Raw genomic sequence first — 17322 nt, forward strand, 5'->3', positions numbered from 1 at the left:
CCGCGAATCCTTTCCGGGACATCTGAGACGAGACGACGCCGCCCCCGCCCCTCCCGTCGGCCCGCGGCCGCGAGGGGCGGGGGCGGCGTGCCGCGTCGGCGGCCTCTGCTCGCACCCACTGCCCCTAGATCACTTAGCCGCCCGTTCACAACGCCCTTATCGGCCAAAGGAATTCTTGGTCGAGTCGGCATTTTCGCGCCCTTCGGGTCCGCCTCACGTCCGGGCTGCCGGCAGCGGGGCAGGCGGGGGGCGATGTTCGTCGCGGTCTACGTAGGTTAGGCTCACCTAAAATCGTCGTCGGCCGCCTGTCGTTGCGCCCTCGCCCCAGGCCGAAACATGACCCTGGGGTGGGCCAGCGGGAGGCGGTTCCGACGCCTGGTGCCTGAGAACGAGGATCTTCCGCGATGCCCATTCTGCTGACCTCCCTGCGCCGCCGGGCCGCCGTGGCCGCGGCCGGAGCCGTTTCGCTGACCCTGTTGGTGACGGGCTGCGGCTCGGACGACAAGGACGACGACGGCAAGAAGGACGCGGCGAACGCGGGCGCCCCGGCCGAGGCCGGAGCCTTCCCGGTCACCATCAAGAGCGCGCTCGGCAAGACCGAGATCAAGGAGAAGCCCCAGCGCGTCGTGACCCTGGGCCAGGGCTCCGCGGAGACGGCCATCGCGCTCGGCAACGTACCGGTGGGCATCGAGAAGTACGAGTGGGGCAGCGACAAGACCGGCTACCTGCCGTGGATCCACGAGGCGGTCACCAAGTCCGGGAAGAAGCTGCCCAAGCAGTTCACCGGCGGTGAGGAACTCGACATCGAGGCCATCACGGAGCTGGAGCCCGACGTCATCCTGGCCCCGTGGTCGGGGATCACGCAGAAGCAGTACGACATCCTCAAGGACATCGCTCCCACCGTCGCCTACCCGGACAAGGCGTGGAGCACCGACTGGGACCAGCAGATCGACCTCATCGCCAAGGCGCTCGGCCAGCCGAAGAAGGCCAAGGAGCTGACGGCGAAGATCGACAAGCAGCTCGCCGACGCCGCCGCGAAGAAGCCGAACTACAAGAACGTCACGTTCTCCTACATCTACACCTCGGGCCCCGGCACCCTCGGCGTCTTCAAGCCGCAGGAGCAGCGCGTGGAGATGGTCTCCAAGCTGGGCCTGAAGGTCGACCCGGTCGTCAACACCTTCAAGGAGACCGAGGGCACCGACTCCGCGCTGATCGGCCTGGAGAATGCCGACAAGCTCAAGAAGAGCGACGTCGCCTTCACCTTCTACACCGACGACAAGACCCGCAAGGAGATCGAGGCGCAGCCGCTGTACGCCGCAATCCCCGCGGTCAAGAAGGGCGCGCTGGTCTACAGCAAGGACCAGTCCTTCGTCACCGCCTCCTCGATGCTCAACCCGCTGACGGTGCCGTACAGCATCGAGCGGTACCTGCCCTTGATCGACGCGGCCGTCGCCAAGTCCGGCAAGTAGCCGCGGAGCTGCGAGCGTGACCACAGCCTCTGCTGCCCGGCAGGGCCCCGGCGCACAGCGTCGGGGCCCTGCCGGGCTCTCCCTCGCCCTGTTCGGGTGCCTGCTCCTGTTGGCGATCGCCCTGTTCGCCAGCGTCATGTACGGCAGCAAGCCGACCGCCGCCTCCGACGTGCTCGACGTGCTCACCGGGGGCGGCGACAGCTATGTGCGCACCGTCGTGGAGAGCCGCTACCCGCGCACCGCGATCGGCGTGCTCGCCGGGGTCTGCCTGGCCGTCGCGGGCACGCTCATGCAGGGCGTGACCCGCAACCCGCTGGCCGAACCCGGGTTGCTCGGCATCAACGCGGGTGCCTCGGCGAGCATCGTCGCGGCCACCGCCTACCTCGGCGCCACCGGGCAGCGGGAGACCATGTGGTGGGCGCTGCCCGGCGCGCTCCTCGCGGGCGTCGCCGTACACGTGATCGGCACGGCGGGCGGCCGTACCAACCCGGTGCGTCTGGTGCTGGCCGGCGCGGTGCTCAGCGCCGTGCTCTCCGCGTTCATCCAGGCCGTCACCCTCTCCCGGCCCAAGGTCTTCGACACCTACCGCTACTGGGTGGTGGGCGCGCTCGGCGGGCGCGGCTGGGACGTGTTCTGGTCGGTCCTGCCCTTCGCCGGTGTCGGCCTCGCGGTCGCGCTGCTCCTCGGGCCGAGCCTGAACGCCATGGCCATGGGCGACGACAAGGCCACCTCACTGGGTATCAGCCCCGCCCGCGTCAAGGGCGCCGGCCTGCTCGCCGCGACGCTGCTGAGCGCGTCCGCGACGGCGGCGGTGGGCCCCATCGCGTTCGTCGGGCTGGCCGTGCCGCACCTCGTACGCGCCCTGGTGGGCGCGGACTTCCGGCTCCAGTTGCTGTTCTCCGCCCTGGCCGGTCCCTCGCTGCTGCTGCTCGCCGACGTGATCGGCAGGGTGCTGCTGCGCCCGCAGGAGCTCATGGTGGGCGTCGTCACCGCCTGCGTCGGGGCGCCCGCGCTGCTGTTGGCCGTACGTCGGATGAGGGGGGCGTGATGACGACCACCCAGCCACTGACCCGGCGGTCCGGGCCGCGTCGCGGGACGCTGCGGATCGGGCCCCGGGTCGCCGTGCCCTTCCACGTCTCGGCCGTGGTGGTGGGCCTGGCGACGCTGGTCCTGCTGGTCGTCGCGGCGGCAGCGACGCTGACCATGGGCCGGCTCGGCATCGCACTGGCCGACATCCCGAGCGTGCTGTTCGGCGAGGCCACGGGCAAGGACGCGTTCGTCTTCGACCGGCTGCGCGGCCCGCGGCTGGCCGTCGCGATCGCCACCGGCGCGGCCTTCGGCCTGTCCGGCGCCCTCTTCCAGTCCGTCACCCGCAACCCGCTGGGCAGCCCGGACGTCATCGGGCTCGGCGCCGGTGCCGGCGCAGGCGCGGCGACCGTCGCGCTGTTCCTGCCCGACCTCGTGCCGGCGTCCGTGGGCGCGCTGCTCGGCGCGCTGCTGGCGATGGGGCTGGTCTACGTCTCGACCGGCACCGGCTTCCGCAGCCCGGGCCGGCTGGTCGTCGCCGGCATCGGCGTGGCGGCCATGGCGACGGCCGTCACCCAGTACGTCGTCTACGCCGTGGAGCGGGACAAGGCCAGCTCCCTGGCCGCGTACGTCAACGGCAGCCTCGCCGCCCGCTCGTGGGACGACGCCACGATCATCTGGACCGTCCTGCTCGTCTGCCTCCCGCTGGCCGCGCTGCTGGCCCGGCCGCTGACCATCGGGGAGATGGGCGACGACCTCTCCACCGGACTCGGCGCCAGCCCCGGCCGTACGAAGACCGCGGCCGTGCTGCTGTCCATCGCGCTCTCCGCGGGCGCGGTCAGCGTCGCGGGCCCCATCGCGTTCATCTCCCTCACTGCTCCGCAGATCGCCAAGCGGCTCACGCGCAGCACCGGTCCGCAACTCGCCGTGTCCACGCTGCTCGGCGCCCTGTTGCTGGTCGCGGCCGACCTGGCCGCGCAGCAACTGCCGCTCTTCGACGACCTGCCGGTGGGGATCTACACCATGGCCGTCGGCGGCGCCTATCTCGGCTACCTGTTGGTACGGGAGTGGCGGCGGCAGCCTGCGTAACAGGGGACGCGCTGCCTCGCTCCTCCTCTCCTCCTTCGGCTCGCTGTCGTTCGGCCTCGCCATGGGCGTTCCCTCCGGGCCCTCGTGTGCGGGCGCGGGCCACGCGTGGCGGGGCGGCGCTGATCGCGCGCCGCCACGCCACGCACCCCCGTGCGGGCGGCCGGTGCCTGTGCCCCTCCCCCGCACCGGCCGTGCTACGTCTTCGACGCTATGCCGCCGGGCGGCGGTGGCACATCCAACGGTGGTGCTACGTCCGCGCACACCCTGGGGTGGACCCAAGCTGGGGCGGTACGCCCCGAGCCGTACGCCGGACTGCTCCGCTCGGCGCATCGCACGGCGCTGGCCTGCGGCGCGGCGCCGGCGCCCGTCGCCCACCGGTGGCCTGGTCCCAGCACGGCCCCGCTACGGCAGGAGCGCGATGCCGTCCAGTTCCACGCGTGCCCGCTCGTCCCACAGCCGGACCACGCCCACGACGGCCATCGCCGGGTAGTCGCGGCCCGCCAAGCGGCGCCAGACGCGGCCGAGTTCGGGTGCGTGGGCGCGGTAGTCGGCCACGTCGGTGGCGTACACCGTGACCCGCGCGAGGTGTTCGGGCCGGCCGCCGGCGGCCCGGAGCGCGGTGAGGAGGTTGCTCAGGGCACGCTCGAACTGGTCGGGGAGCGGCCCGTCCACCAGGTGGCCCGCGCCGTCCAGCGCCGTCTGTCCGGCGAGGAGGACCAGTTGGCCGCCGGTGGCGGTGACGGCGTGCGAGAAGCCGGAGGGCGGGGCGAGTTCGGCGGGGTTGACGCGGCGCAGCGGTGGGGCGGTGGGCTGGTCGGGCGGGCTCGCGCGGTGCGGGTCGGGCTCCGGCTCGGGGGGCTGCGGCTGGTGGGTGGGGGGCGAGGGCGTCATCGGTACAGCTCCTTGGCGATGATGGTGCGCTGGACCTCCGTGGCGCCCTCGTAGATCCTGGGCGCGCGGACCTCGCGGTACAGGTGCTCCAGTGGGTGGCCGCGCTCCAGCGCGCGGGCGCCGTGGATCTGGACGGCGGCGTCGACGACGTACTGCGCGGTCTCGGTGGCCAGCAGCTTGGCCATGGCCGAGCGGCGGGCGATGTCGGGTTGGCCGGTGTCGTAGGCCGAGGCCGCCGCGTAGACCAGGAGGCGGGCGGCCTCGGTGCGGGTGGCCATCTCCGCGAGCTGGTGGGAGACGGCCTGGAGGTCGCGCAGCGGCCCGCCGAACGCCGTGCGCTGACGCGCGTGGGCCAGGGCGAGGTCGAGCGCGTGCTGGGCCATGCCGACGGCGAAGGCGCCGACGCTGGGGCGCAGCAGGTTCAGGGTGCGCATGGCGACCTTGAAACCGGCGTCCACCTCGCCGAGCACGTCGGCGCGGGTGACCGGCACGGCGTCGAAGGTCAGCCGGCCGATGGGGTGGGGGCTGAGCATCTCCAGCGGTTCGCCGCCGAGCCCCGGGCGGTCGGCGGGTACCAGGAAGGCCGTGATGCCGCGGCTGCCGGCGCCGGGTGTGGTGCGGGCGAAGACGGTGTAGAAGTCGGCCTCGGGGGCGTTGGAGATCCAGCACTTCTCACCGGTCAGCTCCCAACTCCCGGCCCCGGTCGCGGTTCCGGTCGCCGCCCCGGGATCGGTCGCGCCCGCCGGGCGTGCCGGGCCCACCGGGCGTGCCGCGAGGGTGAGGGCCGCGGCGTCGGAGCCGGCCCCTGGCTCGCTGAGCGCGTACGCGGCCACCGCGCGCCCGGCGATGACCTCGGGCAGCCAGCGGGCCCGCTGCTCGGCGGTGCCGGACTGGACCACCGGATAGCAGCCGAGGGCCTGGAGGGCCAGGGCGGTCTCGGCCTCCGCGCACTGGGTGGCCAGCGATTCGCGCAGCAGGCACAGGTCGAGGGCGCGTGCGGCGCTCGGTCCATCGTCGGCGCCACCACGGGCACGAGCGCCGGTCCTGGCCTCGGCGTCCGCTTCGGCGCCCGCCCCGGCCGCGCCTCCCTCCGGGTCGGCACCCGGGCCGGCACCCGGTTCGTCCGTCGCGGTGGGGAAGAGGCGGCGCAGCAGGCCCAGCTCGCCGAGGGCCGCCACCAGCGGTCGGTTCACCCGTCCGGGCGCGCCGCGCTCGGCCAGTGGGCGCAACCGGTCGGCGGCGACGGTGCGCAGCGTGGCGCACCACCGGCGCTGTTGCGGATCGAGGGCGAAGGCACTCATCGGCACCCCTCCTTTATCGCGACATGTTGACTGCCGTCACCAACACGTTACGCTGACGGGGCATCTTCGGGACAGGACTGCCGCACTTCCCCATCGGTCCAAGGGGGCGCATCCGCCATGGAGCTCACGCCGTCGGCGCACACCGACACCTTCACCCGGGACCACCTGCCGCCCCCGGACGCGTGGCCCACCCTGCTGCGCGACCCGCCCGCGCCCGGCTATCCGGACCGGCTCAACTGCGCCGTCGAACTGCTCGCCGAGTCCGACGGCAGGCGCGGGGCCGACCGGGTCGCGCTGCGTGGTGCCGGCGGGCAGCGTTGGACGTACGGCGAACTGCGGGCGCGGGTCGACCAGCTCGCGCACGCGCTCACCGACGACCTCGGGGTGCGGCCCGGGAACCGGGTGCTGTTGCGCGGTCCCACCTCGCCGTGGCTGGCCGCCTGCTGGCTCGCGGTGCTCAAGGCGGGCGCCGTCGCGGTGACCGTGCTGGCCAACCAGCGTCCCCAGGAGTTGGCCACCATCTGCGAGTTGGCCCGGATACGGCACGCGGTGTGCGCCGCCGACCGCCTCGACCACCTGGAGCGGGCCGGCGTGCCGGGGCTGCGGATCGCCGCGTACGGGTCGTCCGCCCCCGACGACCTGTTGCGCCTGGCCGCCGCCCGGCCCGCCGCGTACGAGGCGGTGCCGACGGCAGCCGACGACGTGGCGTTGATCGCCTTCACCTCGGGCACCACCGGGCGGCCCAAGGGGTGCCTGCACTTCCACCGGGACGTGCTGGCCGTCGCGGACACCTTCTCGGCCCGGGTGCTGCGGCCGTGTCCGGACGACGTCTTCGCGGGCAGCCCGCCGCTGGGCTTCACCTTCGGCCTCGGCGGCCTGGTGATCTTCCCGCTGCGGGCCGGCGCGTCGGCGTTCCTGGACGCGTGGGCGGGGCCGGCCAAGCTGTTGCGTGACATCGCCGCGCACCGGGTCTCGGTGTTGTTCACCGCGCCCACCGCCTACCGGGCGATGCTGGGACAGTTGGCGGAACACGACGTCTCCTCGCTGCGGCGCTGCGTGTCGGCGGGCGAGAACCTGCCCGCCGCGCTGTGGCACGCCTGGCACACGGCGACCGGGCTGCGGCTGATCAACGGCATCGGCGCCACCGAGCTGCTGCACATCTTCATCGCGGCGGCCGACGACGCGATCCGCCCCGGCACCACCGGCGTCCCGGTGCCCGGTTTCGAGGCGCGCGTGGTGGACGGCGACGGGGCGCCGCTGCCGGACGGCGAACCCGGCGCGCTCGCGGTGCGCGGCCCCACCGGCTGCCGCTACCTCGCGGACGAGCGGCAGCGGGAGTACGTGCGCGACGGCTGGAACCTCACCGGCGACACCTACGTCCGCGAGCCCGACGGCTACTTCCGCTTCGTGGCCCGCACGGACGACATGATCATCTCCGCCGGGTACAACATCGCGGGCCCGGAGGTGGAGGAGGCGTTGCAGCGCCATCCCGACGTGGTCGAGGCCGCCGTCACCGGCCGGCCCGACGAGGCGCGCGGCGCCGTGGTCGTCGCGCACGTGGTGTTGCGCCCGGGCGCGTCGCCGGGGCCCGACGCGGCGGCGGCGCTCAGGGAGTTCGCCAGGGCCGAACTGGCCCCGTACAAGTGCCCCCGCGAGTTCCGGTTCCTGCCCGCGCTGCCGCGCACCCCCACCGGCAAGCTCCAGCGGTACCGGCTGCGCGAGGGCGGCTGAGGGCGACCGGGGCACCGCTCTACAGTGACCGCGTGACCGATCCGCTCGCCCAGCACACCCCGCGCTCCCTGATCGTGACGTACTACGGCGCCTACGGCCGCGGCGCCGGCGGCGAACCCGAGACGGTGCCGGTCGCGGCGCTGATCCGGCTGCTCGGCGCGGTGGGCGTGGACCCGCCCTCGGTGCGCTCCGCGGTCTCCCGGCTCAAGCGGCGCGGGCTGCTGGTCGCCGCGAAGACGGCGCGGGGCGCGGCCGGTTACGCGCCGTCGCCGGACGCCGTCCAGCTCCTCGACGACGGTGACCGGCGCATCTACGGCCGCCTGGGCGCCTACCGGCTGACCGCGCGCCCCACCGGCGCCCCCGATGCTCCCGATACCGTTGATGCAGCTGGTGCCACTGCTGCCCCCGATGCCTCCGATGTCCGGGAAGCGCCCGGCGGAGCCGGCGGGCGGGGCCGTGAGGTGGCCTCGGCCGGCGACTGGCTGCTGGCGGTCTTCTCGGTGCCGGAACACGAGCGCAACAAGCGACACCTGCTCCGCTCCCGGCTGGCCCGACTCGGTTTCGGCACCGCCGCCCCCGGCGTGTGGATCGCCCCCGCCCACCTGTACGAGGAGACCCGGCACACCCTGCGCCGGCTCGGCCTGGACGGGTACGTGGACCTCTTCCGAGGGGCACACGCCGGGTTCGAGGCGACGGCGGACGCGGTGCGCCGGTGGTGGGACCTGGAAGCGCTGGCCGCCCGACACCACGCGTTCCTCGCCACCCACGAGCCGGTGCTCCGGCGCTGGTCACGGCGGACCACCGTGCCGCCGGCCGACGCCTACCGGGACTACCTGCTGGCCCTCGACTCCTGGCGCGCGCTCCCCTACGCCGACCCGGGGTTGCCGCCCGCGCTGTTGCCGAGGGACTGGCCCGGTGAGCGCTCGGCCCGCGTCTTCGCCGGCCTGCACGAACGGCTGCGGGACGCGGGGGCCGCGTTCGCGCGGGAGGCGGCGGCGGGCTGAGGCCCGCGCGAAGCTACCCCGGTGCCGCGCGGCCCGCCGCCGGGTCGGGCGTCCGGCGCGCCGCCGGGTCCGGCATCCGGCCCGCCGCCGGGTCGGGCAGGCAGCGGCTGGCGGCGGCGTAGCGGCGGGCCAGGGTGGCGCAGGCGGCGGCCAGTTCGGGCGGCCCGACCACCTCGATGTCGCTGCCGAAGGTGCCGAACAGGGCCGCGAGACCGGTCCACGACCAGGCGCCGAGGGTGAGCCGGCAGCGGTTCGGGCCGACCTCCTCGACCAGCGCGCCGCCCGGCGCCCAGCGGGCGATCACGGCGGCCGGCGCGTCGAGGAGCACCTCGCCGCGGCAGGGCCAGTGGTCGGGGGTGTCGCCCCGGTCGAGTTCGCCGGTGATGAACGCCGCGGGGTCGGTGCTCGGCAGCGGGCGGGGCGTGAAGCGGGCGGCGGTGGCCGGGCCGAGGGCGATCCGGTCCACGCGGAAGGCGGCCCACGCGCCACGGCCGAGGTCCCACCCGAGGAGGTACCAGCGCCCGGACCACACGGCCAGTTGGTGCGGTTCCACGCGCCGCTCCCGCGCCGTCGGGTGGCTCGGGGTCGGATCGGTGGCGGGTGGGGCGGCGAGGGCCGCTTCGGGCGGGGGCGTCGCGCTCGCGTAGGCGAAGGCCAGCACGGAGTGGTTGCGGATGGCGGTGCCCAGGGCCAGCAGCAGGCCGGGGGTGACGGGGGGAGCGGCGAAGTCCCAGGCGTTGTCGATCGCGGTGACGCGCACCGCGTCGATCCGGTGGCGCAGCGGGGTCGGCAGCACCTGGCGGATGGTGGCCAGGGCGCGGCCGGCGGCCTCCCCGATGCCGGCGACCGTCACCGGGGCGGTCTGGAGCGCGACGGCGATGGCCAGCGCCTGGTCGTCGTCGAAGAGCAACGGCGGCAGCCGCGCCCCCGCTCCCAGTCGGTAGGCGCCGCCCGGGCCCTTGGTGACGTGCACCGGGTAGCCGAGCGAGCGCAACCGCTCCACGTCCCGGCGTACCGTGCGCGGGCTCACCGCGAGCCGCTGGGCCAGCGCCGCTCCCGGCCACTCGCGACGCGACTGGAACAGGGACAGCAGGAGCAACAGGCGTGCCGCCGTGGTCTCGACCATGGCGGCCACCCTGGCACGAGATGCGGCCGGTAGCTGGCCACTTCTGCTGCCACGGTGATCGTATGAGTAGTCAACTCCCCTCGCCGGGCGGTCGGTCCGCCGACGCGTCCAGCCCGCCCCCGCCGCCTGTCCCGCCCGCCGACCGCGACGGGGCGGGCGCCGCCGGCGGGTCGGCGGTGGTCGCGTTGGTCGTGGTGTTGGTCGCGGCGTTCATGGAACTGCTGGACGCCACGATCGTCAGCGTCGCGGCCCCGGCCATCGCGCGCGACCTGGGGGCGAGCGAGGCCGCGGTGCAGTGGATGGTGGCCGGGTACACGCTCGCGCTGGGTGCCGGTCTGATCACCGGTGGCCGGCTGGGTGACCAGTTCGGCCGGCGGCGGGCCTTCCTCCTGGGGCTGGCCGCGTTCGTCGCGGCCTCCGCCGCCTGCGCCTTCGCGCCCAACCCCGGCGCGCTCGTCATCACCCGCGTCGCGCAGGGCCTGGCGGGCGGGCTGATGGTGCCCCAGGTGTTCGGCATCATCCGCTCGGCCTTCGCGCCGGCCGCGCGGGCCCGGGCGTTCGGCGCCTACGGGGCGGTGCTCGGGCTCGCCTCGGTCGCGGGTCCGCTGCTCGGCGGGCTGCTCGTGGAGGCGGACCTGTTCGGCCTGGGCTGGCGCGCGATCTTCTGGGTCAACGTGCCGGTCGGGCTCTGCGGGCTCATGCTCGGCGCCCGGGTGTTGCCCGAGTCGAGCGCGCCGCGACGGGCGCGGCTGGACCTGCCCGGCGCGACCCTGGCCGCGGCCCTGGCGGTCCTGGTGCTGCTGCCCCTGGTGCAGGGCCGCGACTGGGGCTGGCCGTGGTGGGGGTTCGCGGTGCTGGCCGCGGCCGTGCCCGTCGCCGCGCTGCTGTGGTCGCGGGAGCGGGCGGTGGCCGCGCGGGGCGGTCAGCCGCTGCTCGATCCGGCGCTGCTGCGGGTGCGGGCGGTGGCCGCGGGCCTTGCCGTCGCCACGTTGTTCTTCGGGGCGATCGGCTCGTTCTTCCTCCTGCTGTCCCTGTACCTCCAGTGGGGCACCGGGCGCTCGGCCTGGCAGACGGGGCTGGTCATCCTCCCGTACGCGGTCGGCTCGATCCTCACCTCCGGCGTCGGCGTGCGGTTCGCGGCGCGCGCCGGGCGGGCGCTGCTCGTGACCGGCGCGCTCGTGCTGGCCGTGTCCCAGGCGCACCTGCTGCTGGTCGTACGGGACGGCGCGGCGCCCTCGTACGTGGAGTTGGCGGCGCCGCTGTTCCTCGGCGGGCTCGGGCTCGGGCTGACGGCGCCCTCGCTGGTGAACGTGGTCCTCGCCGGGGTGCCGGCGAAGGACGCCGGCGCCACCGGTGGCGTGCTCACCACCGTCGGCCAACTGGGCAACGCCCTGGGTGTGGCCGCGCTGGGGGCGGTGTTCTTCGCCGAGTTGGAGACGGGGCTCGACCGGGGCGCGGGGCCGTTGGCCGGGTACGGTGACGCCCTGGTCGCGGTGTTGCCCTGGCAGGCCGTGTGCTACTGCGCGGCGGCGGCGCTGATGACGCTGCTGCCCAGGGCGGCGCGGCCGGAGTGACGGCTGCGCGGGAGCCGCCGCCGGGGCGCCGGCTCGGGCGGTCGGCGCGGCGGCGGCTCAGGCCGGCGGCCGGGGAACGACTCGGGCCCGCCGCGCGGCCCGTACCGAAGTGAACCCCCACCACCTGCGCGAACGGCGTCGGGGACCACCTAGGCTACTGATCATGCCTATGTCACACAGTCCCCAGCAGCACCGTCAGCACCAGCGACCCGGTTCCCCGCTGCCGCGTCGGAACAAGGCCGTGCTCGCCGCGGCCGGCCTCGGGCTGGTCCTCGCGCTGAGCGGGTGTAACGACGACGCCGACGGGGGCACGGACGACGGTGCCAAGGCCAGCCAGTCGGCGCCCGCGACCGGTTCGCCCGCGCCCGCCTCGTCCGGCGCGTCGGACCCGGGCGCCACGGCGGCCCCCTCCGGCGACCAGCCGCTGGTCGCGGGGTGGCAGACGCAGAGCCGCGCGGAGCACCACTTCCGCTACGACGTCCCCGGCAAGGCGGACCGGTGGAAGGTGATCGACCAGGACACCGCGCTGTCCTACCTCGACAAGGACGGTCAGCCGATCGTCGTGATGACCGGCGCCGCCAACTACCGCGAGGGTGGCTGCGCGTCGAGCCCCAACCCCAAGGCGCTGGGCGAGGCGGGCAAGGGGCAGCTCGCCACCGTCGGCACCACCGGTGGCGGCAAGGACGGCTCGTTGCAGGAGAACGCCCGCAACTGGGCGGGCAACTGGGGCTTCGCCGCGTACGGCGGCCCGGACCACAAGCCCAAGATCGAGGTCAGCCAGGCCAAGCCGTGGAAGCGGGGCGGCATCGACGGGTACACCGCGACCGCCAAGGTCACCGTCACCCACCGGCCGAGCGCCTGCGTGCCCGCGACCGCCGTCGTGCACAGCATCGCGCAGAAGCTGCCGGACGGCACCATGCACGGCTGGGTGATCTACGCGGACCAGGGCGTCCCGAACGCGCTCACCGACGCCGAGATCAAGAAGGTCATGAACACCGTGCGGTCCACGGACGGCTGACCTCCTCCCCTCCCCCGCTCTCCCGCCCGACGCCGCGCCACGGCCGGCCCCGGACACCGCCTAACGGGGCCGGTCGCGCGGCGCGGCGGGCGCGGCGGTGTGCAACGTCAGCCGTGGCCTGGGCTCGTCGGCGCGCCCGGCGGGCGGCCTGCGGCTGCCGGCCCGGTAGGGCGCGGGCCACGGGGCGCCGGGGCCCTCGTAGCCCTGTTCCGCCGCCGCGTGCAGCGTCCAGTGCGGGTCGTACAGGTGCGGCCTGGCCAGGGCGCACAGGTCGGCGCGGCCGGCGAGCAGCAGCGAGTTGACGTCGTCCCAGGAGGAGATGGCGCCGACGGCGATGACCGGCACGCCCAGTTCGTTGCGGACGCGGTCGGCGAACGGCGTCTGGTACGAGCGGCCCACCTCGGGCTCCTCGTGGGCGACGACCTGGCCGGTGGAGACGTCGATAGCGTCGGCGCCGTGGGCGGCGAACGCCGCGGCGATGGCGACCGCGTCGTCGGCCGTGGTGCCGCCGGCGGCCCAGTCCGTCGCGGAGATGCGCACGGTCATGGGCGCGTCCGCGGGCCACACGGCGCGCACCGCGTCGAAGACCTCCAGCGGGTAGCGCAGCCGGCCGACCAGGTCGCCGCCGTAGCCGTCGGTGCGCCGGTTGGTGAGCGGGGAGAGGAAGCCGGAGAGCAGGTAGCCGTGCGCGCAGTGCAGTTCGAGCAGGTCGAAGCCGGCGCGAGCGGCGCTCCGCGCGGCCGAGACGAACTGTTCGCGGATCTCGGCCAGGCCCGCGGCGTCCAACTCCCTGGGGACCTGGCTCACGCCGGGGCGGTACGGCAGCGGCGAGGCCGCCACCAGTGGCCAGTTGCCGCTCGGCAGCGGGTCGTCGATGCCCTCCCACATCAGCCGGGTCGAGCCCTTGCGGCCGCTGTGCCCGAGTTGCACGCCCACGGCCACGCCGGGCGAGGCGGCGTGCGCGAACGCGGTGATCCGCCGCCAGGCCGCCTCGTGCTCGGCCGCGTACAGGCCCGGGCAGCCGGGGGTGATCCGGCCGGTGGGGCTGACGCACACCATCTCGGTCATCACCAGGCCCGCGCCGCCCAGGGCCCGGGCGCCGAGGTGGGCGACGTGGAAGTCGCCGGGGGTGCCGTCCTCGGCGGAGTACATGTCCATCGGGGAGACCACGACCCGGTTGCGCAGGGTCAGGCCGCGCAGCGTGAGCGGGGCGAACATCGGCGGGGTGCGCGGCGGCAGCCCCGCCTCGTGCTCGACGGCGGCCACGAACCGGTCGTCGCGCAGCCGCAGGTTCTCGTGGGTGACCCGGCGGCTGCGGGTGAGCAGGTTGAAGGCGAACTGGCGGGGCGGCTGGCGCAAGTAGTGGGCGAGGTCCTCGAACCAGCCCAGGCTGGCGCGGGCAGCGCGCTGGGTGGAGGCCACCACGGGCCGCCGCTCGGCCTCGTAGGCGGCCAGCGCTCGCGCGACCGTGGGGTGCTCCTCCAGGCAGGCGGCGAGCGCGAGGGCGTCCTCGACGGCGAGCTTGGTGCCGGAGCCGATGGAGAAGTGCGCGGTGTGCGCGGCGTCGCCGAGCAGCACGATGGGCCCGTGTGACCAGCGCTCGTTGGTGACGGTGTGGAAGGCCGTCCAGCGCGAGGCGTTGCCGCGCAGCGGCCGGCCGCCGAGCGCGTCGGCGAACAACCCGGCGCACGCCCGCGCGGAGTCGGCCTCGTCGCACCGGTCGAGACCGGCCGCGCGCCACACCTCCTCACGGGCCTCGACGATGATCGTGCTGGCCCCCTCCGCCCCGTGGCCGACGCCGGGCGCGCCGCCGTCGCGGGGGCGTGCGTAGGGGTAGCCGTGCAGTTGCAGCGCTCCGTGCTCGGTTTCGGCGATCTCGAAGCGGAACGCGTCCAGGGCGAAGTCGGCGGCCAGCCAGATGTAGCGGCAGCGGTGCGGGGTGACGCGGGGCGCGAAGACGTCGGCGTGCGCGGCGCGGGTGGTGCTGCGCACCCCGTCGGCGGCGATGACCAGGTCGTGGTCGCGGGCCAGTTCGGCGGCGGGCGGGGCGGGAGTGCGCGGGTGCAGGCGTACGCCCAGGGAGCGGCAGCGTCGGTGGAGGATCTCCAGGAGCCGCTGTCGGCCGAGGGCGGCGAAGCCGTGCCCGCCGCAGGTCAGCACCCGGCCGCCGCGCACCACGTCGATGGTGTCCCAGCGGACGAACTCCGCGCTCAGCTCCCGGTAGACCACGGGGTCGGCGTGCTCGATGCCGGCCAGCGTCTCGTCCGAGAACACCACGCCGAAGCCGAACGTGGTCCGCGGTTCGCCCCGCTCCCACACGCTCACCTCGCGCTCCGGGCGCAGCCGCTTGAGCAGCGCGGCGGCGTACAGGCCGCCGGGCCCGCCGCCGATGACCGCGACCCGCGCGGCGACGGTGCGGCCCGACGGCCCTGGCGACGCGGCGGTCGAGACCGCGCTCGACGCCACGGCAGACGCCGGCGCCGGCACCGTCACCGCCCCTGCCAGGCGGGCGGGCGCTTGCCGGTGAAGGCCGCGTGGAACTCGGCGTAGTCGGCGCTGTTCATCAGCAGCGCCTGGGTGGCGGCGTCGAGTTCGATGGCGGCGGCGAGCGGCATGTCGAGTTCGGCGGTCAGCAGCGCCTTGGTCTGCGCGTAGCCGAGCGCGGGGCCGGCGGCGAGGCGGTGGGCGAGCCGGGTGGCCTCGGCGTCCGCCTGGCCCTCCTCGGTGAGCTGGCTCAGCAGGCCGATCCGCTCGGCCTCGGGCGCGCGCACCGGCTCGCCGAGCATCAGCAGCCGGGTGGCGTGCCCGAGGCCGACGACGCGGGGCAGCAGGTAGGCGGCGCCCATGTCGCCGCCGGAGAGGCCGACCTTGGTGAACAGGAACGCGAACCGGGCGCTGGGGTCCGCGACGCGGAAGTCGGCGGCCAGCGCGAGCACCGCGCCGGCGCCCGCGGCCACCCCGTGCACCGCCGCGATCACGGGGAACGGGCACTCCCGCACCGCCCGCACCACCTGTCCGGTCATCCGGTTGAAGTCGAGCAGCGCGTCGGTCGCCATGCCGAGCGTCGCCCCGATGATCTCGTCCACGTCGCCGCCGGAGCAGAACCCGCGCCCCGCGCCGGCCAGCACCAGGGCGCGCACGGAGCGGGTCCGGGACAGCTCGGCCAGCAGGTCCCGCAGGTCGGCGTAGGCGCCGAAGGTCAGCGCGTTGAGCTTGTCGGGACGGGCGAGGGTGACGGTGGCCACGGCGCCGTCGAGGGTGAGCCGCAGGTGCTCCCACTCCCGCGTGCGCGGCGCCGACCCGGTGAACGGACTCATACGCATGGCCTCCTCGAGCCGTACGGCAGGTGCCCGCAGCCCTTTGAAGCTATCACCCGTTCGTGACTTCCGTCACGGGTACGCGATACGAGGCCGAGGCCCGGGGCTGGCCCGAGGCTGGCCGCGCGGGAGACGTGCGCCGGCGCCGCGCGGGAGGCGTGCCGGCGCGCGACCCGCCGTCAGCCGCCGCGAGTGGCGACCGGCGCGCGCTCCCCCGCCGGTTCGGTGGTCCCGCCCGCCTCGGCCGCCTCGCCCGCTTTGGCCGCTCCGTCGGCTTCGGTACCGGCGGCGTCGGCGCGCGCGGTGCGCAGCCGGGAGTGGCGTCGCCCGTACGTCACGTACAGCACGGCCCCCACCAGCAGGAACACGGCGAACTGGAGCCAGGTCGCAGTGCCGGTGCCGTAGATCAGGTAGCCGCAGCAGGCGATGCCGAGGAGCGGGGGCAGTGGGAAGAGGGGGGTGCGGAAGGGGCGGGCGAGGCCCGGGCGGGAGCGGCGCAGCACGATCACGCTGACGTTGACGATCACCATGGCGGACAGCGTGCCGATCGTGGTCAGGTCGAGCACCACCTTGAGCGGCACCACCGCGGCGGGCACCGCGAAGACCGCGGCGACGATCCAGGTGCCGGCCACCGGCGTCGCGGTCTTCGGCGAGATCCGCTCGAAGACCCCCGGGATCAGGCCATCCCGGGACATCGACATCAGGATGCGGGTCTGCCCGTAGGTCACCGTGAGCACCACCGAGGCGATGGCGACGATCGCGCCGAAGGCGATGACGCCGCCGCCCACCGTGGAGCCGGTGACGTGGTTGACGATCAGCGACAGGGCGGCCGGCTTGCCCGCCACCTCGTCCGCGGACAGCGCGCCGATGGCGGCCAGCGCGACCAGGCAGTACAGCAGCGTGACCACGCCGATGCAGACCATGATGGCCAGCGGCACGGTGCGGCGCGGGTTCTTCACCTCCTCGCCCGCGGTGGTGATCGCGTCGAAGCCGATGTACGAGAAGAAGGCGACCGACGCTCCGGAGGTCACCCCGGCGAGCCCGTGCGCCGCGAACGGCGTGAGGTTGCCCCCCTCGAAGGCCGCGAAGGCGATGGCGCAGAACAGCGCGAGCACCCCGATCTTGAGCACCGCCATCGCCGCGGTCGCGCGGGCGCTCTCCCGCACGCCGCGCACCAGCAGCGAGGCGGCCAGCGCGATGACCACCACGGCCGGGACGTTGACGACGCCGCCCTCGCCGGGCGGGTTCGACAGCGCGGCGGGCAACTGCCAGCCGAAGACGCTGTGCAGCAGCTCGTTCAGGTACTGCCCCCAGCCCACCGCGACGGCGGACACGGACACCCCGTACTCCAGGAGCAGGCACCAGCCGGTGATGAACGCCGCGCTCTCGCCGAGGGTGGCGTACGCGTACGAGTAGGAGCTGCCGGAAACCGGGATGGCGCCGCCCAGCTCGGCGAAGGAGAACGCGGTCAGCACGCAGGTCACGGCCGCCAGCACGAAGGTGAGCACGGTGGCCGGGCCGGCCTCGGCGACCGTGTCCGAGAGCCCCACGAAGATGCCGGTTCCCACGATCGCGCCGACGCCGAAGCACACGAGCTGGAACAGGCCCATGGTGCGCCGCAGGCCGTGTCCCGCGCGGTCCGCGCCGGACTCGGCTATCAGCGCGTCGGGGGACTTGATACGGAGCTGTGGGGCGTGCATGGGGTGGTTCTCTTCTCTGGGTCTGGCTGGCGGTGCGGTGGGGGGGGGAGCGCGCTCGCCCACGGTCGGGCGCGTG

13 protein-coding genes are annotated in these 17322 nt (G+C 74.9%); 7 read left to right on the forward strand and 6 right to left on the reverse strand.

The features are described from left to right. Nucleotides 1-404 precede the first annotated feature (404 nt). The 3 genes from OYE22_RS06445 (at nucleotide 405) to OYE22_RS06455 (ending at nucleotide 3584) form a co-directional block, all read left to right on the forward strand. On the forward strand, nucleotides 405-1469 hold the full coding sequence (locus tag OYE22_RS06445) for an iron-siderophore ABC transporter substrate-binding protein (protein WP_277319510.1): 1065 nt from the start codon (nucleotides 405-407) through the stop codon (nucleotides 1467-1469). Between the two features lie 88 nt (nucleotides 1470-1557). Then, nucleotides 1558-2517 carry an iron ABC transporter permease gene (locus tag OYE22_RS06450; RefSeq protein WP_277324014.1) on the forward strand — a complete coding sequence of 320 codons (960 nt, stop codon included), beginning with the start codon at nucleotides 1558-1560 and terminating at the stop codon, nucleotides 2515-2517. Next, nucleotides 2517-3584: an iron chelate uptake ABC transporter family permease subunit gene (locus OYE22_RS06455; RefSeq protein WP_277319511.1), complete on the forward strand. Its 1068-nt coding sequence runs from the start codon at nucleotides 2517-2519 to the stop codon at nucleotides 3582-3584. The genes OYE22_RS06450 and OYE22_RS06455 overlap by 1 nt, the downstream gene beginning before the upstream one ends. A 402-nt stretch (nucleotides 3585-3986) precedes the next feature. Here the strand turns inward: OYE22_RS06455 and OYE22_RS06460 are convergent, their stop codons facing one another. Further along, on the reverse strand, nucleotides 3987-4475 hold the full coding sequence (locus tag OYE22_RS06460; RefSeq protein ID WP_277319512.1) for a RidA family protein: 489 nt from the start codon (nucleotides 4473-4475) through the stop codon (nucleotides 3987-3989). Then, complete coding sequence (locus tag OYE22_RS06465; RefSeq protein ID WP_277319513.1) at nucleotides 4472-5776, reverse strand: acyl-CoA dehydrogenase family protein; 1305 nt, start codon at nucleotides 5774-5776, stop codon at nucleotides 4472-4474. The genes OYE22_RS06460 and OYE22_RS06465 overlap by 4 nt, the downstream gene beginning before the upstream one ends. 117 nt (nucleotides 5777-5893) lie before the next feature. Here OYE22_RS06465 and OYE22_RS06470 point away from each other — a divergent pair, with 117 nt between their 5' ends. Both OYE22_RS06470 and OYE22_RS06475 read left to right on the forward strand, forming a co-directional pair. Next, nucleotides 5894-7507: an AMP-binding protein gene (locus OYE22_RS06470; protein WP_277319514.1), complete on the forward strand. Its 1614-nt coding sequence runs from the start codon at nucleotides 5894-5896 to the stop codon at nucleotides 7505-7507. A gap of 32 nt (nucleotides 7508-7539) precedes the next feature. Beyond that, nucleotides 7540-8511: a PaaX family transcriptional regulator C-terminal domain-containing protein gene (locus OYE22_RS06475; protein ID WP_277319515.1), complete on the forward strand. Its 972-nt coding sequence runs from the start codon at nucleotides 7540-7542 to the stop codon at nucleotides 8509-8511. Nucleotides 8512-8524: 13 nt separating this feature from the next. On the opposite strand, the gene OYE22_RS06480 is transcribed toward OYE22_RS06475, so the two are convergent. Further along, complete coding sequence (locus OYE22_RS06480; protein ID WP_277319516.1) at nucleotides 8525-9637, reverse strand: WYL domain-containing protein; 1113 nt, start codon at nucleotides 9635-9637, stop codon at nucleotides 8525-8527. 62 nt (nucleotides 9638-9699) lie between these two features. Between OYE22_RS06480 and OYE22_RS06485 the strand changes: the two genes are divergently transcribed. Both OYE22_RS06485 and OYE22_RS06490 read left to right on the forward strand, forming a co-directional pair. Next, nucleotides 9700-11211 carry an MFS transporter gene (locus OYE22_RS06485; protein WP_277319517.1) on the forward strand — a complete coding sequence of 504 codons (1512 nt, stop codon included), beginning with the start codon at nucleotides 9700-9702 and terminating at the stop codon, nucleotides 11209-11211. 163 nt (nucleotides 11212-11374) lie between these two features. Beyond that, complete coding sequence (locus OYE22_RS06490) at nucleotides 11375-12229, forward strand: hypothetical protein (protein ID WP_277319518.1); 855 nt, start codon at nucleotides 11375-11377, stop codon at nucleotides 12227-12229. Nucleotides 12230-12289: 60 nt separating this feature from the next. Here the strand turns inward: OYE22_RS06490 and OYE22_RS06495 are convergent, their stop codons facing one another. The 3 genes from OYE22_RS06495 to OYE22_RS06505 all read right to left on the reverse strand — a co-directional run bounded on the left by OYE22_RS06495 (nucleotide 12290) and on the right by OYE22_RS06505 (nucleotide 17246). After that, the gene (locus OYE22_RS06495; RefSeq protein WP_277324015.1) at nucleotides 12290-14620 is read right to left on the reverse strand and encodes a bifunctional salicylyl-CoA 5-hydroxylase/oxidoreductase; all 2331 of its coding nucleotides are present in this window, start codon (nucleotides 14618-14620) and stop codon (nucleotides 12290-12292) included. Between the two features lie 98 nt (nucleotides 14621-14718). Beyond that, on the reverse strand, nucleotides 14719-15546 hold the full coding sequence (locus OYE22_RS06500) for an enoyl-CoA hydratase family protein (RefSeq protein WP_176164578.1): 828 nt from the start codon (nucleotides 15544-15546) through the stop codon (nucleotides 14719-14721). A 179-nt stretch (nucleotides 15547-15725) separates the two neighbouring features. Beyond that, nucleotides 15726-17246 (reverse strand): amino acid permease, encoded by a 1521-nt coding sequence (locus OYE22_RS06505; protein ID WP_277319519.1) that lies wholly within the window; start codon nucleotides 17244-17246, stop codon nucleotides 15726-15728. Nucleotides 17247-17322: the final 76 nt, after the last annotated feature.

Source organism: Streptomyces sp. 71268 (genome assembly GCF_029392895.1).
Classification (GTDB): Bacteria; Actinomycetota; Actinomycetes; order Streptomycetales; family Streptomycetaceae; genus Streptomyces.